We start from the raw sequence: 15744 nt of genomic DNA, 5'->3' as shown, positions 1-15744 counted from the left end.
CGTTTTCACTGCGCCACCATACGATTCAAGAATGTGCGTAACTCAGTCATCTGTCGTCCGTACTCCACCCAGTCGCCGGCCCCGGCGGCGGTTTGCGCCCGCTTCAAAGCTGTAAGGGCGCGCGCGGCCACAGCGCGTAAATCGGCATCGGGCGATTCCGGCGGCGAGGCATCCTGCTGGCTGGCGGCGGCCAGCGCCAGCAGCGCTGCGTCCAGCGAATCGCCAGCGGCCAGAACATTGCCATCGCTTGCTACAACGCGACGCAATTCGGCGCTGCCGCCTTTGGGCGGCTGGACAAAGATAGGCTCCACGTAAAGAATGCTATCATCTACTGGCAGGACGCTGAGCCTTCCGCGCAGCACGCGGTCGCCCTGTTGGTTCCACTCCGCCATCTCTCGCGAAATATCCGGATTCTGCTCGATCAAAGATTCAATTTGCAGCGGACCAGGCGGCGCCTGGCTGCGCAGCGCCTGGTAGACGACAATCTCGCCAAAGCGATTGGCCTGCGGATTGTCGCGAAAATCACAGCGCGCCGCTATCCACGCCACCATTGTTTGGCGGGCGGGAGAAATCAGCGGCAGTGAAATCACATACTCCGGCGTAGATTCATCGGGCAGCTCTACGACCCCGTAGCGCGCATCCATAGCTTGCTGTACGCCCTGCACAACCTCCGTACCAAATTGCCAGCGGTCTTCGCCCTTCAGGAATGCCTGAACATCCTCGCCATGATGCGTGGCGTAGACGGCAGCCTGGAGCATGAATAGATCGCGCGGATGCCGCAGACGCCGGCGCAAAGAGGCCGGCATTTCTTTGATCGGCAAGAACATCTCCGGATAGATGCGCGACCAGGCGCGAATGTGGGGATCGTTGCGGTCAAAAATATAGAGGCGCACACGGCCATCGTAGGCATCAATCACCGCCTTGACGGAGTTGCGTACGTAGTTTCGTCCGCGAAAGGTTGCGCGCAGTCGCTGCTCCGAGCTTGGCAACGCCGCGCTCAGGATGCCATCTACTGCAGCCGCATAGGGATAGCGAGAGCTAACCGTGTAAGCGTCCAGGATCCAGTACAGTCGGCCGTCGTCGGCGGCAACCAGATAGGGATCGCTGTCCTGGACCAGAAAGGGGGCAATCTTCTGAACGGCGCCGCGGATTTCGCGATTCAGCAGGATGCGCGAATCTTTCTTGATATATTCCGAGAAAAGCAAATTCCAGAAATCGAATTGCAGCGCGATGAAGAATTTCCGAAGCCCTGCGCCGATCTCGATGCCGCCCATTCCATCATAGGCGGTCTCGGCGTAGCCTTCCTCCAGCGGGTAATCGGCCTCAGGTAGAGCGGTGCGCACCACGGCGTATTCGTTGTCCGCCTCGCCAAAGTAGATCGCCGGGCGGCGCAAACCCGGCAAACCCGGACGGGCCGCAGACGGCGGCACATCGCGCATCCAGTATTGCGGGGCGCCCTCGGCGCCGGCGGCGGCTACCGGCGCCATGACCATGCCGTAGCCGTGGGTGAATTGCAGCCGCCGCGCCTCCCAGCTGCGCGATCCTTCCGGTAAGCGGGCGCGGTTTAATTCGCGCGCCGCGCTGAGCATTTCACGCGGACGACCATCGATCTGGTAGCGAATCAAATCCACATCATTGAAATCGTAGAAGCTTCGCCACGACTGTTGCTGCCGAAAGGCGTTGCGCGCCTCTTGCTTGCTCCACAGCGGGATTGCTTCTAGATTCAACTGGCTGCGCAGCGCGCCGGCGCCAAAGCGACCGGCCGATGGCAGTCGCCCCAGTCGCACCGCCCAAACGCCAAAGCCGCGTCGGGTGAATTCGATGCTGCGCCGAACAAAGGGCGCCTGGGCAATCGCCTCGCTGGAATAGACCTCCGTGAAATAAACGAAGCCCGGATAGAGCTGAAGCGTCCCAAAAAGCAGCACGGCGAGGGCCGCCAGGCTGAGCGCTGGCGGCCGCCAGCTGCGCAGGAAGCCGCAAATAGCCAGGGCCACGGCGCCTGCCGCGCACAAGCCCGCGGCTAAAAAGTAGGCGGGCAGTCGAGCATGAGCGTCAAGGTAGGACGCGCCGGAGATATTGTCCGCGCTTCCGGAAATGACCGCCGTGAAGCGCGCCAGCAGCGCGGCAAGTGCAAGAACCGCCAGCAACAGTGCGCCGCTGAGCGCCAGCTGGGGGAGAGCAAAAAACATGGCGCGTTCCGCCGAACGCCAGTTCCAACGACCGGCCAGATTGCGCAGCGGCGCCAGATAGGCGGCGGCGCCAAAAAGCGCGGCTGTGACAATCAGGAAGGCTGCATCTTGCAGAAGCTGAGCGTAGAGCGGAAGGTGAAACATGTAGACCGATGCATCCAGACCGTGCACCGGATCGATGACGCCGGACTCCGGCGCCGCAAGGGCCAGCGCCCAGAGCTTCCACTGCGGTTGGGCAAAAGGCCCTCCCACCGCCAGACCGAGCAAGGCTGCGGCAAGGTGAAAGAAGGCGTCGCCAGAAGGACCGCGATTCAGCAAGATATAGTTTTTTCTTCGCCAGGCGGCGATGCGAAAGCCCGCCGTTGCGGCAGCCCAGGACATCAAGGCGCCCAGTCCGTAAAAGAGCAGGCGCTGCTGCAAGGTGCGCCGCCAGGCGTCGGCCTGTAGCTGCGAGCTAAACCATAAGTAGTCAACAAAGAAAGAGGAAAAGGCGCTCAACGCTACTGCCAGCAGGGCGATGCTGGTCAGCAAAATGACCCAGGTAATTCTCGATTTCATGGACGCCTTGCGCTCAGGCGATCTCCAACATTCGATCTACGGCGCGCCGCGCTCGACGACGGATTTCTTCAGGCACATCCACCGCATACTGGTTGTAGAGCAGCGCATCGCGCACGCCGCGCAAGGTGATCTTCTTCATATGCGGACAGGTATGACAGGTGGATACGAAATGCCGCTCTGGAAATTGGGCGCGCAGGTTGTCGCCCATGCTGCACTCGGTAACCAGCATGATGTTTTTTCGATCAGTGGATGCGATGTAGTCGGCCATCTGTGAAGTGCTGCCGGCGTAGTCGGCGCGTCCGGTCACATCCACGTCGCACTCCGGATGGGCGATGACCAGCAGGTCGTCGAACTGGCGGCGCGCTGCATCGATATCATCGCCGCGATAGAGTTCGTGGACCATACACTTGCCGCGTTCCCAGGAGATGATGCGCTTGGCTGTCTTTTGCTGCACATTACGCGCCAGAAATTCATCTGGCAAAAAGATTATCGTATCTTCTTGCAGGCTTTCCACGACGCGCAGTGCGTTGGCGCTTGTGCAGCAGATGTCTGTTTCGGCTTTTACCGCTGCCGAACAGTTTACGTAGGTCACCACCGGCGCCCCGGGATATTGCTGACGCAACGCTCGCACATCGGCGGCGGTGATCGACTCGGCCAGCGAACATCCAGCCTTGAGGTCGGCGATCAGAACCAGTTTCTGTGGATTCACAATCTTGGCGGTTTCAGCCATGAAATGCACGCCATTGAAAAGTATGATATCGGCATCGGAAGCGGCTGCCAGCCGCGCCAGTCCCAGCGAATCGCCGACAAAATCGGAAACGCCATGGTAGACATCGGGGGTCATATAGTTGTGGCCCAGTATGACGGCGTTCTTCTGTTTCTTGAGCGCCAGGATCTCGTCGATCAGCGGCATGGCCTGGTCGATTTCGTGCGGCAGCATCGTAGTCTTTTCGAGACTGGCGCGGATTGCTTCGAGTTGAGCGGCGGCCATGATTCCCTGCTTGCAAGCTCCCTGTTGTGTACGACGCCGCCCGCCGTTCCAGGCTACAACCGTTTTCCGACAACCGGACGGGCGAAGCTGCTTGCCAGTTCATCGCCCGCAGGCTCGATGAGCGTATGAGCGCAGAGCAGGTCGACTTAAAGGTGCCGGATATTGGCGACGCCGAGCGCATTGAGCTGGTATCCTGGAACATCGCCCAGGGCGACCGTGTTCGCGAGGGTCAGGAGCTATGCGAACTCGTCACAGACAAGGCGGCCTTTCCGCTGGAGGCGCCTTTTGATGGCGTCATCTCCGCACTGCTGCGCTCCGTGGGCGAGGTGGTGCGGGTGGGCGACGCGCTGGCGCGCATCGAACGCGGGGCCTGAATCAATCGCCGGCTCAGTTCATTCCTTCAACTTTGCGCGCTCGCTGCAGCGTTTCCACGACTCGCGGATGCAACAGGGCATTGGCGGCGATGACATCGGGCATCGAAAATTGGTAAGGCAGTCCATCGAAGGTGGAGAGTCGGCCGCCAGCTTCGGTCACAATCAGCGCGCCGGCCGCCAGATCGTGCGGCGACAGACCGCGCTCCCAGAAGGCATCAATGCGTCCCTCTGCGATCCAGCATAGATCAAGCACTGCGGAACCGCTGCGACGCAGACCGGCGCCGCTGAGCATGAAGGCATTGATATCGCCCATCAGATCGGCGATGATTTCCTGACGATGGTAAGGCAGGCCAGTAGCAACCAGGCTGCGGCCCATTTCGCTGACCGTGGAAACCTGAATGGGCTCATGGTTACGAAAGGCGCCGCCGCCATAGATGGCGTGGTAAAGATCGGAGAACACCGGCGATAGAACGACGCCGGCTACCGGAGCGGTCCGAAAGCAGAGCCCGGCGGAAATGCAGTAATGCGGCAGGCCGTGGATGTAATTGCGCGCTCCATCGAGGGCGTCGATCCACCAATCGAATTCGCCGTCCGGTCGGCCAACGCGCCCTTGCATCTCGCCATTGACGCGATCGGCGGGAAAACTGGCCAGCAGCGTATCGACAAGCTCCGATTCGATGGCCCCCTCGGCGCGCTGCATCAACCGAAAATCTTCGTCGTCGCTGGGGGAGCGCGAGATGTGCACGTCCTTCTGCATGGCCAGCAGATTCATGCCAAGCCCCGGAAGAACACGCACCAGCAGTTTGAGCCGCGCCTCGACCTCATCCTGAGGAAAGGGCAGCATGGCAGTTTCTTTCATCATTCTGGTTCGCCGGGCGCCTTGTTGAGACGACTATTCGCGCCGCCGGCAACGACGGCAAATTGAATTCCGGCCCCGAAGACGAAAGCACTTGCTGCCGCCGACGCCGCCGGCCACGAAGACTTCGATGGAATCGCCCGATGTACTGCAATTGCTGGCCGGGCGTATCGCGACCCTTGGCAGGCAAGCCTCGTTGAATGAAGCGCAGCGCCAGGCAATTCTGGGCGCCCTGCTCTATCTCGAAGAACGCCTGCTGCCTGCGCCCGCCCCCGAGGAGCTGGGCCTGGTTCGTCAGCAGCTCTTCCAGTTACTGCGCGCCGATTTGATCTACTTTTTTCAAAAGGCGCTGACTCGCGACTACGAGTCGCCGGTAGTCAAAGGACCGCCAGGACAGTTTCGTCGCGTCGCCATCACGGCGCTGAAGGAACTGGGCGCCTTCGTCTTTCGCGCCGCCGGCCGCAACTTCAGCCAGATGTCGCTCACCGAGAACTGGTACTGGCGCCTGAGCGGCGGCCAGAAGCTGATGTCGATGCATACTGCGACGGACTACTTTGCACTGCTTCGCCATCGACTGTACTCGCTGGCCGAGGACAGTCCGCCTGCTTTCCGCGGCGCCGGCGATTTGAGCGCGCGCCTTCTCTCCGATGAATCAGAGCGACCGGCGCTGGCCGATTTCTACCGCGCCGAACGCCTGCTGCTGGAGTTGCTGGAGGCGGAAGCGATGCAGACCAGCGAGCTGAAAAACGAGCGGGAGCGCGCCCTCGCCTTGCGAATCTTGAGACAGAGTAGCGAAGAATTTCTGCAAGCGTTGCATACCGAATTTGCCAGCGGCGCGGCATCGCTTCTGGGCGAGCAGCGAGTGCGCGTGCAGCGCGCGGAGGAACGCAGCAAAGCCCTCGATGGCGAATTGCGCGCCGCGGCCAGGATTCATCGCAAGAACCTGCAGCGCGAGCTTCCCTCCGACGATCCGCGCTTGCAGTTTGCGCTCTGGTATCAGCCCCATGGCGAGACCGATCTGTCCGGAGACTTTTACCTGGTGGAGCGCCTGGATCGCGATGAATACGCTATTGTGATCGCCGACATCGCCGGTCATGGTCTGAGCGGCGCCATTCACCTGTCGGCGCTGCGCGCAGCCCTGGAACATCGCCGCGGTCTGCTGCACCGGCCGGAAAAACTGCTGCACAGCTTGAATCGCGATCTTTTTGGCCGATTGAATGACGCGTTTGTCACGGCCCTTGCCCTGCATATGAATCTGAAAGATCGTCGTCTGCGCTATTGCAATGCCGGCCATCCCAAAGGCTTTATGGTGCTGCGCCGCGAGGATCGAACGCCGGTACGTTTCCTGCGACCCAACGGGCGCGTGCTGGGCGCCTTTGCCGGCAGCGAGTATCGTCACGACGATCTCTGGCTGGAGGATCGCGTGCGCCTTGTACTCTATACCGATGGCCTGAGCGAATCGATGGCGCCGGGCGGCGATATGCTTGGCGAGCGCGGATTGCTGGGGCTATTTCGCGGCACCACCGAAATGGCGCCGGCGGCGGCTATGGAACAGGTGCGCACTGAATTGCGACTCTACCAGGCCGGCGCGCCGGCTGAGGACGATTGTACATTGCTGGTGGCGGACTTTCAATCGCTGGACAAATCAGCAACGAAGGCGCGGGTTGACGGGCTCGCCAAGGACAAGCGGGAGGATCGCAAGCGATGATTTATGCACCGTGGATGGACCCGGAAATTCAGTGGATTGTAGCGCTGCAGGCGGCCCTGTCCCCGGCTCTGGACTGGATCATGATTGCGCTCTCCTGGACCGGCGAGGAAAAGATTTACATCGCCTTGATTCCATTTGTCTACTGGTGCCTGGACCGCGCCATGGGCCGACGTATGCTGGCGCTGATCGCCTGCTCCAGCTATCTGAATGGACTGGCCAAGTGGCTGCTGCACAGTCCGCGGCCCTACTGGTATTCCGGCGACGTTACGCCCAAGTATCTTGAAAACAGCTTCTGCCCGCCCTCCGGTCATTCTCAGAATGCGCTGGCCTTCTGGCTGTATACCGCCAGCGGCCTGGCGCATTCCTTGCGCCGTCGCTGGCCCTGGCTGGTCCTTGGAGTGTTTGCGGCCCTTGTATCCTTTTCACGGGTCTATCTGGCCATGCACTTTCCGCACAGCGTGCTGCTGGGCTGGCTGATTGGCGCCTTGATATTGCTGGCGTTTCTGAAATATGCGCAGCGCTTCGAGTCCTGGTATTTTCAGCGCAATCTGGGTCTGCAGGCGGCGCTGGCCATTGGTCTTGCTGCAGTATTGCTGCTTCTGATGCAAGGGCTGCATCTCATGTTTGCAAATTTCCCGTTGCGCGCGGAGTGGCTGCAAAACGCAGCGCGATCGCCCGGCTTTCTGGAGCTGAGTCCCTTTCATCGCAAAGACTACTTTGGGTATGCGGGGATTCTCTCCGGTCTCTTGCTGGGCAGCGCGCTCTGTGAACGACAGGCAAAATTTCGCACCGACGGCGCCTGGCTGGCCCGGCTGCTGCGCTACGCCCTGGGCGTGGCAAGCGTCGTCCTGATCCTGTACGGACCAGGCGCCCTTTTCCATCGCCTGCCCGAAACGCTGGACTTTGCGTTGCGCTACCTGCGCTATTTCACGGCCGTGTTGTGGGCGATCTGGCTATGGCCCAGGATATTCCTGCGACTGGGTCTGGCGCACGCCGAAGGAACTAGACCTTCTTGATCGCTTCCGCGGCGTCCGCCTTGCAGCGTTCAAAGAGCAGTTCCAGACCAGGGCGCGCCGGCATATCCAGAACATGCTGAATCTTCTGCTTGCCATCGGCCTTCTTCCCGGAGGCCGCCAGCGCTTCGCCCAGGTAGAGGTGGTTGTAGGGGAAATTTGGCGCAATTTCTACCGCTTTCTGCAGCATTTGCAGCGACTTTTTCAGATCGCCGGCGCCAATCGGCCAACCCGGAGCCTGATGATAGAAGCGGCCCAGGAGTCGCAGCGCCGCAGCATCAAAGTAGTTTTGATCCAGATCCAGGGCAAGCTTGCCATGCTTTTCTATGGGACCCAGATAAAAGAGCGAAGACATGATGCCGCGCTCCATTCCGTGCGAGCCCATCGATGCCGCGTACCAGAGTTGTGCTTTGACTGAAGCGGGGTTGGCTTCCACTGCCTGTTTGCCCATTTCGACGGCCTGCCCGAAGTATTCCTCGCGTTTCGCCTTATCGGTGCTGTAGTCTCCCAGCCAGAAGAGCGTCTGACAGAGATCGGCAAGAGCATCGGCGCGCGTTTCAGCCTGCGCCAGCTGCGCCTCAAGCAATTGCCTGGCCTCCAGCAGCTTTTCTGGAAAATTCTGCTCACGTTGATCGATCAGACTTTGAATCTGGGACATGCCGCTCCTCGGAGGTCGCAGCTTCGGCGACCGGCGTAAAAAAGCGCCAGGGGGCGGCGCGAACACAAGTCTTTTTCGTGTCAAAGTGTGCGTCTGCCGGACGCTGAGCAATCCCTGCGTGGCTGGCGTCTGGAGCTGTAACGGACCTAAGAACCAGCGCCCCGGGGGACGCGCTTGAGCTCAAATAAACTCAAAAATTCGATCCAGTCCGGCCGCTTTCAGCACGCGCAACAGCGATTCGCCCGTCTTTTGCAGCTGAATCTTGCGTCCGCCGGCCGTTACCTTTCGATGCACCTGAACCAGGAGTCCAATACCGGAACTGTCGAGGTAATCCAATTTCTCCAGGTCTATGACAACATCCTTTTGGTCGACTTCCGCCAGCCGAAAGAGTTCCTGGCGAAGTTCTTCGATATTATATAGGATTAACTTCCCGCTCAGCGAAATGACCCGCCGATCAGAAAGCTCATCGACCTTGAACTGCAGCGGCTCGTCGTGCATGGACAACACCTGGCCGGGGGCCGACTGCACGTCGATGAAAAAGCGAGCAGGCAATCTCAAACGCGCAGGGCAAACCAGCTGCGGTCATCGCTGATGCGCGCATTGCCGCGGAAGGCATTCCAGGCTGCTTCCATCCAATCCAGCGCTGCAGCCGGCCCGGCCTGGCGATCCACGCTACGCAGCGCTGAAGACAGACCTTCCCGACCCCATTCTACGGAGCGCTGGTTCTTTTGTTCAACGACTCCGTCCGAGCAGAGCAAGAGCAGATCCCCCCGCTGCAACTGGTAGCTGAGGTGCGCCGGCCGCACCTCGGGATCGATGCCAAAGAAGGGCGGAGTCTCGCTCTGTCGTCCGACCAGCCTGGCGCACAAATCAAAAACGCGTGCGCCTCGCCCCAGAAAAGCCAGAGCGTGTCCGTAGTCGAAAAGACGCACGGCCAGCGACTGCTTGTCGAAGAGCAGCACAATACCCGTAGCGTAGACGCCCTCGGCGCTCATTTCAAAGCACAAACGATTGAGCATTCGCAGGTGCTGGTAAAATCCGCTATGGCGCAAATCGATATGAGCTGGCCAGGGCTCAGCAAATCGAGTGCGCAACGCAGCGCCCAGCGCCAGCGTCATTTGCGCCGCCGGCAATCCCTTGCCACAAACATCAAATAGATAGTGCAGGCTGAGTCGTTCGGAGAGTTCCATGCTGCCGGCGAGATCGCCGCCCGGGGCCGTCAAAGCCCGAACTCGAGATTCGCAGAGACTGCGCTGTTCAACGCCATTGCTGGCAGGCGACAGCATAGCCTGCTGGGCGCGCGCGCAGGCTTCCATATCCATTCGAAAGTAGCGGTTCAAGCCTTCCAGCAATCGACGCACCGAGGAAATGCCGATGACATGCCCATCAAGCACAACCACGAACGGATCAAAGCGAAGCTCCTCGTCGCGACGCATCAAGACTTCGCTGGCGTCAGACAGTCGCGCATAGGCGTCGATTACTGCCACGCGCGGATCCATCAGCGATGACACCGAAATTTCGGCCCGCAGCAGCAGGTCGCGCGTAAACTCATTCTGGCTGAGGCTGGCAAAGAACATCTGACGGCGCAGGTAGCCCACGATCTTCCCATCGCTGCGCTGGACGGGAAAGAAATCGGCGCGCGGAAATTTTCGGTAGATCTGAAAGAGCGTAAGCGTCGAGCAATCCTCGCTCAGCACCGGCGAGGCGCCGCCCAGTTCCCCGGAAAGTTCTGCCAGCGGCAGAACGATCTTGCCCACTTCATAGGCCGAAAAGACCGGCCATTCCAGCGGCGCTTGCGGCAGGCCGGAATGTCGAATCCGACCCGGAATCTCACGAGCCTGAGAAAGCTCCATCGATATCCTCTCCTAAGAGCGCGCCGGTTGTGCGCCGGGCGTCCTGCCGCTCAGGGCGCCGGCTTGCGTCGCTTCCGCAGCCAGCGCCACAGAGTCAAAGATCGCAAAGAAATTCAGCAGTCGCGTCATCCGAAAGACTGAGAGCACCGCCGCCTGCAGCGCCGCAAGACAGAACTTTCCGCCTGCTTTCTCCATCGCCGTTCGGGCAAAGATCAGTGCGCCAATCCCGCTGGAGTCCACGTAGCTTATGCCGCTCAAGTCGACCACGAGGGTTGAGGCGCCATGCTCAATTTCTGCGCCCAGGATTTCGCGCAATCGCCCGGCATTATACAGGTCCAGTTCGCCGCGCAAGCGCACCAGCGAGTACAGATTCTGTCGATCGATCGTTGCTTCCATGATTGAACTATGGTCGCCGGCCATTGCAGAGCGGTGACAGCAAAATGAAGAAATTGCCGGAACCCTGCGCGCGGACGGCGGCTGCAAAAAAAATGCGCCCCGCAGAGGGCGCATTCCATGAAGTGCATCGAATCAACTGCGGCTATTTCAGAAGCGATAGTTCAGGCTAGCCGAGAGTCCTACGCCATCGCGGTAGGAAGTGAGGATCTCCTGGCGATCCAGCAATGGGTTCTCAATGTATTGTTCAAAACGTGCATCGAGGATGTTCTTGATCGCGGCCTTGAAGCTCAAGTTCTCGTCGTACTTTTGCTCGTAGACGAGGTCAAAGATGCCGACGCCGCGCTCATAGGTATCCGGCGCTCCATTGGCGCCGCCGGCAGCCAGGCGATCGCCAAAGTAGTTGTACAGCAGACCCACGGAACCGGTCTTATCCTCATTCAGGTAGTAGGACAGACGCAGGTTGACCACATAGGGCGACTGACCAACCAGCGGACGTTCCAGATTGGTGGGGCGATAAGCGGCCTGAATGGCGGCCAGGTCGGTTAAGCCGGCGCCAATTACCGTACGCTCCTCAAAATTCTGAATCGTCACGACTGAGCGAATCAGGAAGAGGTTTGCACTCAAGTTGAAACGCTCCAGAAAGTCCCGGCGCGCTTCGAACTCCAGGCCGCGAATCTCGCCGTCCCGGGCGTTGACAAAGGTAAAGTCGCGCTCGTTGTTGGATGCCGCCAGGCCAATCTTCTCGATCGGATTGCTGATATCCTTCAGGAAGGCGCCCACGCCAAAGTACTCTTCGCCGCTCAGGTACCATTCCCAGCGTGCGTCATAGTTGTGCAGGTAGGCGCGACGCAGGGACGGATTGCCAAAGACGCGCTCGCCGGTGAAGGAGGTCTGAAATCCGGCGCTGGAAAGATCGCGAAAGTCGGGACGGTTCAAAGTTTCGGTATAGGCGAAGCGCAGGTTCATATCCTGCAAGAATTCCCAGACCAGATTGGCGGAAGGCAAGGTATCTTTGTTGCGCAGCTCGCCAATGCCAGGTCTGCGGATGTCGTATTCCTGGCCGTAAGGCTGCGAACTATTGTAGGTGCGTACGAATTGGTAATTGTCCTCGTAACGCGCGCCGGCAATCAGCCGCAGTTTAGCCAGCAGCGGCAGATCCACCTGACCGTAGTAGGCCTGTTGTCTCTGATTGGCGCGGTATTCGTCAAACAGACCGGTTTGTTCCTGGAAACGAGTTACATCTTGTAAGAGCGAGCTGGTCAGGCCGTAGGCCGGATTCAGGCCCGGAACGTAAAGTTCATTGATCGTGGTCTGACCAAGTTGCAGGTAGTTGTAAACATCCTGGTTGTAGTCCTTGTGACGGCGCATAGCATAGCCGCCCAGCTTGAACTTAGCAATCAGACCGCTCCATTGTTCAAAGGGAATCTCGTAGTCCGCCTGCAAACTGTCGGTCACATCTTCGGTATCCGAATAGAAGCGGAAGTTGCCGGTTCCAGTGCGGCGCTCGGGCAAGCGCAACTCGCCGGCGTTCTTGGTCCATGCCTGGACGGCCGTGTTGGGCTGCTCGCGCGTGGCGCGCGAAGTGCTCAGATTCCAGCTCAGCTTCTGGGCGCGGTCGCCAAGCAGCGTCAGCGCATGTTCGCCGCTGAGCACTTCGTGCAACACCTGGCGCTGGATCCAGCTGGTCTCAAGCGTGTTGAAATCTAGCGGGTTTTCCGCGGCGGGGACCAGAATCCCTCTGGATTCCTCAACGGACTTATCTGAATTTCGCGACAGGAAGGTGCGCGATGAAATGCGGTGGTTGGAATTCGGTTCGAGGCTGAGGTTCAGGTTGTTGCCCCAGAGCACCTCTTCGTTGTAGTTGCGAGTCGTCGCTGATTGCAGCGGCAGGAGATAGGCCGTTTCCTCCGTGCCATTGGCAATGGGATTTTCGGCGCGCCACTGGTTGTCGGTGACTTCCTGACGGCGCCAGCGACGCTGGTAAGACGTTCCAAAGAGATAACCAAAGCGGCCGATGAATCCGGTGTCCAGGGAATCGCCGATCGAAAAGCTGAAATTGCGATCGAAGGGCGCCTTGATTTCTTCCGCGTTCAGCGTATCTGGAAATAGATATGCGGAACCCTGTACCAGATCGGCCGGCAGACCGCCCAGCGACGAACCGCGAATCCAGGGCACGTTGTTTGGAAATAGCTCCAGCACCTCGGGACGATCACGAAAGCCGTCATCACGTCCGGCCCAGTCAGTTGCGCTGCCGCGGTAGGTGAGAAATCGGCCGCCGGTTTCGTTAAGAACGCCGCCGCTGCCGAGGCCAAGGGTCATCGTGAATTCATCCGGAAATTCCTGCGTTTCGATGCGCACGATGCCGCCAGAAAAGTCGCCGGACATCTCTGGAATGAAGGTCTTAATGACCTGCATGTTCTTAATCAGTGAAGCGGGGAAAAGGTCCAACGGCACCACGCGGCGGTCCGGTTCAGGAGAGGAGACGAGTGCGCCGTTCAGTTCGGTGTTGGAGTAGCGTTCGCCAAGGCCGCGCACAAAGACGTACTTGCCGCCCACCAGGGTTACGCCGGTGACGCGACGCAGTGCGTCGCCTGCCGAGCTATCCGGCGTGCGACGGATGGCCTCCTGACTGATGCCGTCAGAGACCGTGGAAGCGCGACGCTGCAGCGCCAGTTGCGACGCCTCCGTGTTATTGATGGCGCGCCCCGCGACTGTCGCCTCCTGGGCCACCGGCGGAGAAACCACGCGGTTGACCGTCGCCGTCTGTCCGGCAACGACCGTGACCGCCACGCTTTGCGGGGCCACGCCAACGCCCTGTATCAACAGGTTGTACTGGCCTGGCGGAACGCTGAGCGAAAACCTGCCATCAAAATCGACGGTCGCTGCGGCGCCAGGGACTCCCTGGACTGTGACCGCTGTTCCAAAAGCGGCTTCGCCCTGTTGATCGACAATACGACCGACAATGCGGCCGGTAGCCTGTGCATAAAGCAATGGCGTCCATGCGATCAGCGCCAGCGCCGCCGCTCTCAGCCAGTATTTCTTGAGGATTCTCATTCTACTTTCCTGCTTTTTGATTTGCCATCAGCGCGGACGCTCACCCGGGCGAAAGTCCGGCCACCTTAAATTGTTGTTTATATTCAAGTATTACGTTGAAGCTGCGCGTTTGATGCTTCCTGCCATTGCCCGCAGTAAACTGGATCACATCCGGATAGTGAAGGCGGATGACGCCGAAAGTATCAGGCGGACGCCGCCAGCTGATGCTGGCCTTGACCCAGTCCGCGCCGGCGAACTCTGGGCCTTCGACGGACAGAATCACGTCGCGCATGCTGACGTAGGCAGCCAGCGCGCTGGCCGGGCTGAGTTCTGGCCGGTCCGTGTAGCTTGCCGGCAGATTGGGCCAGTAGCAGTCCGTGTATTCTTGCTCGCTCAACAGAGCGCCGCCCGGCGCGCCGCCAGCGGCAAGCTGGCGGGCCAGCGTGAGCGCCGCTTGTTCAGCAGTGGGCTGCAATCCCTGAAATTCCAGCGGCGCCGCCCGACGATCCGCGATATAGCGCCGACGGTACTCAGCGCTGCGCCAATCGTCGCCTCGCCGGCAGAAACCGGCGGCGAGAAGGACAACAGCAGCCAGCAGCAGCGTCGCTGAAGGACGCAAGACGCCGCCAATCGGCGCCGGAATCTTTGCGCACGCGTTCATGCCAGACCTCGATACCTTTTCAGCGATCGGAGAAGTTAGTCCAACCGCTGGTCCAGTTGTCGCCGCTCAGCATGCCGCCAAAGGTCGAGTTATCTGTGAAAAACGAATCTCCCGCAAAGGGCGCTGCAGATTTCAGCGTGGCGCCAGTCGCTGGCAAGCCGCCGACCGGCTGGTAGTTAGCGACGCCGCCGGAGGACGTGGCCGCCGTTACATAGGGCTGCGTCGTCTGACCGACGAGCACGTTTACACTTGCCGGACCCGCCGGACAGGTAGGCCAGCTTGCCGACTGCACATAGCCCTGGCGAAAACCGATCGATGAATCCGGGTCGATGCAACTTGCCGCCGCGCCGCCGCCATAATCCCAGGCGATAAAGTGCGCCAGCGTTCCGGCCATGCCCACGCGAAAACGTGATACTTGTAAGCCGGCCGGTAGCGCCGGCTGCGGGCCGATGATGGTAACATTTGCTACAGCAACCGTTCCGTTTTGTGCATAGGGCGGCTGCAGCGCATCGCCATTCTGACCGCGTCCGTTCCATTCCAGACCGCGCGGATCGGTTGAACCCAGGCCTGCTGATCCGTCGCTGTATTTCTGACCGATCAAGAACTGCATTTTACCGTGATAGCCGTAGTCAATGTCGAAGCCGTCGTCGGATTCGCCAGTGACCAGGGCGCGGCTGACGTTTACAGCGCCGCCAAAGAATTCGATGCCATCATCTTTCGCCATGTGCACCTGGATATGGTCGATGGTGGTGCCCGTTCCTACCGCATAGAGTGAAAGGCCATTGAGTTCATTGCCCACCGTAACCGGGAATCCGCCAAACTCGATGCGCACGTATTGCAGCGTTCCGGAGCTGTCGGCGTCATTGTTCGAAGTGCTTCCGCCATAGTTCTGTGGATCTGTTCCTTCGGTCCGCCGCACGCCAGCGTTGGTCGAGGCGCGGCCGATCATCACGATCCCGCCCCAGTCGCCCGAGGTGCGCTGTCCGGCCGGCTGCGCCGAAGTGAATACCACTGGCTGCGAAGCTGAGCCGACTGCGTTCAGCTTGCCGCCAGCGAGGACGAAAAGCGCCGAGCCAGAAGTGCCGTAGATTGTTGTACCGGCGTTGACTGTAAGCGTGGCGCCGCCTGGCACAAATACGTTGCCAACCAGACAGGCGCCGCTGGCTGGAACGGTTTGCGTGCCCAGCGCGCCAGCCAGAACCGGCAGGTTGCCGCAGGGCGCCAGGAGTCCCAGCAATTCGTAGCTCAGCGGGTCGTTGTCTTTAAGACCGAGTTCTTGAAGAAATTGTGTACAGCTTGTGGCGCCAAGGGCGACGGCCGCCGCTGCCGCCGCCAGGACGCGCGACAGCCTTGCGATTGATGCGTGCATGTTGACTCCTGTTTCAACAGATCCAGCAAGCGCTCCGTCCCGGAGACGAGAACGCGCTGTTTGATGAAGGAGTTTTCGCCTGGCA

Annotated in this window: 13 protein-coding genes; 3 read left to right on the top strand and 10 right to left on the bottom strand. The window is 60.0% G+C overall.

The window, feature by feature from the left end:
* Nucleotides 1–5 precede the first annotated feature (5 nt).
* Nucleotides 6–2747, bottom strand: coding sequence for a UPF0182 family protein (locus tag K1X75_06740; GenBank protein MBX7057747.1), 2742 nt, complete (start codon nt 2745–2747; stop codon nt 6–8).
* Between the two features lie 13 nt (nt 2748–2760).
* Complete coding sequence (gene nadA / locus K1X75_06735; GenBank protein MBX7057746.1) at nt 2761–3738, bottom strand: quinolinate synthase NadA; 978 nt, start codon at nt 3736–3738, stop codon at nt 2761–2763.
* 125 nt (nt 3739–3863) lie between these two features.
* Here nadA and K1X75_06730 point away from each other — a divergent pair, with 125 nt between their 5' ends.
* Entirely contained in the window at nt 3864–4112 is a 249-nt protein-coding gene (locus K1X75_06730; protein ID MBX7057745.1) for a lipoyl domain-containing protein, read from the top strand.
* A 13-nt stretch (nt 4113–4125) separates the two neighbouring features.
* Here K1X75_06730 and K1X75_06725 read toward each other — a convergent pair whose 3' ends face one another.
* On the bottom strand, nt 4126–4974 hold the full coding sequence (locus K1X75_06725; GenBank protein MBX7057744.1) for an inositol monophosphatase: 849 nt from the start codon (nt 4972–4974) through the stop codon (nt 4126–4128).
* A gap of 124 nt (nt 4975–5098) precedes the next feature.
* Between K1X75_06725 and K1X75_06720 the strand changes: the two genes are divergently transcribed.
* The gene (locus tag K1X75_06720; GenBank protein ID MBX7057743.1) at nt 5099–6676 is read left to right on the top strand and encodes a serine/threonine-protein phosphatase; all 1578 of its coding nucleotides are present in this window, start codon (nt 5099–5101) and stop codon (nt 6674–6676) included.
* Complete coding sequence (locus K1X75_06715; GenBank protein ID MBX7057742.1) at nt 6673–7692, top strand: phosphatase PAP2 family protein; 1020 nt, start codon at nt 6673–6675, stop codon at nt 7690–7692. The genes K1X75_06720 and K1X75_06715 overlap by 4 nt, the downstream gene beginning before the upstream one ends.
* Here the strand turns inward: K1X75_06715 and K1X75_06710 are convergent.
* The 7 genes from K1X75_06710 to K1X75_06680 form a co-directional block, all read right to left on the bottom strand.
* A complete protein-coding gene (locus K1X75_06710) occupies nt 7679–8347 on the bottom strand; it encodes a hypothetical protein (protein MBX7057741.1) in 669 nt (222 codons plus the stop codon). The genes K1X75_06715 and K1X75_06710 overlap by 14 nt on opposite strands.
* A gap of 180 nt (nt 8348–8527) precedes the next feature.
* Nucleotides 8528–8905, bottom strand: a complete 378-nt coding sequence (locus K1X75_06705; GenBank protein MBX7057740.1) for an STAS domain-containing protein — start codon at nt 8903–8905, stop codon at nt 8528–8530.
* Nucleotides 8902–10200 (bottom strand): SpoIIE family protein phosphatase, encoded by a 1299-nt coding sequence (locus K1X75_06700; protein MBX7057739.1) that lies wholly within the window; start codon nt 10198–10200, stop codon nt 8902–8904. Before K1X75_06700 ends, K1X75_06705 begins: the two co-directional genes overlap by 4 nt.
* A gap of 12 nt (nt 10201–10212) precedes the next feature.
* Nucleotides 10213–10596, bottom strand: coding sequence for an STAS domain-containing protein (locus K1X75_06695; protein ID MBX7057738.1), 384 nt, complete (start codon nt 10594–10596; stop codon nt 10213–10215).
* Nucleotides 10597–10743: 147 nt separating this feature from the next.
* A complete protein-coding gene (locus tag K1X75_06690; protein MBX7057737.1) occupies nt 10744–13650 on the bottom strand; it encodes a TonB-dependent receptor in 2907 nt (968 codons plus the stop codon).
* Nucleotides 13651–13690: 40 nt separating this feature from the next.
* The gene (locus K1X75_06685) at nt 13691–14290 is read right to left on the bottom strand and encodes a hypothetical protein (GenBank protein ID MBX7057736.1); all 600 of its coding nucleotides are present in this window, start codon (nt 14288–14290) and stop codon (nt 13691–13693) included.
* Between the two features lie 19 nt (nt 14291–14309).
* Nucleotides 14310–15659, bottom strand: coding sequence for a hypothetical protein (locus K1X75_06680; GenBank protein MBX7057735.1), 1350 nt, complete (start codon nt 15657–15659; stop codon nt 14310–14312).
* Nucleotides 15660–15744: the final 85 nt, after the last annotated feature.

Source organism: Leptospirales bacterium, from assembly GCA_019694655.1.
In the GTDB taxonomy this organism is placed as follows: Bacteria; Spirochaetota; Leptospiria; order Leptospirales; family Leptonemataceae; genus SSF53.
Note: the sequence above shows the minus strand (reverse complement) of the source record. Positions and strands in the feature narration are given on the sequence as shown.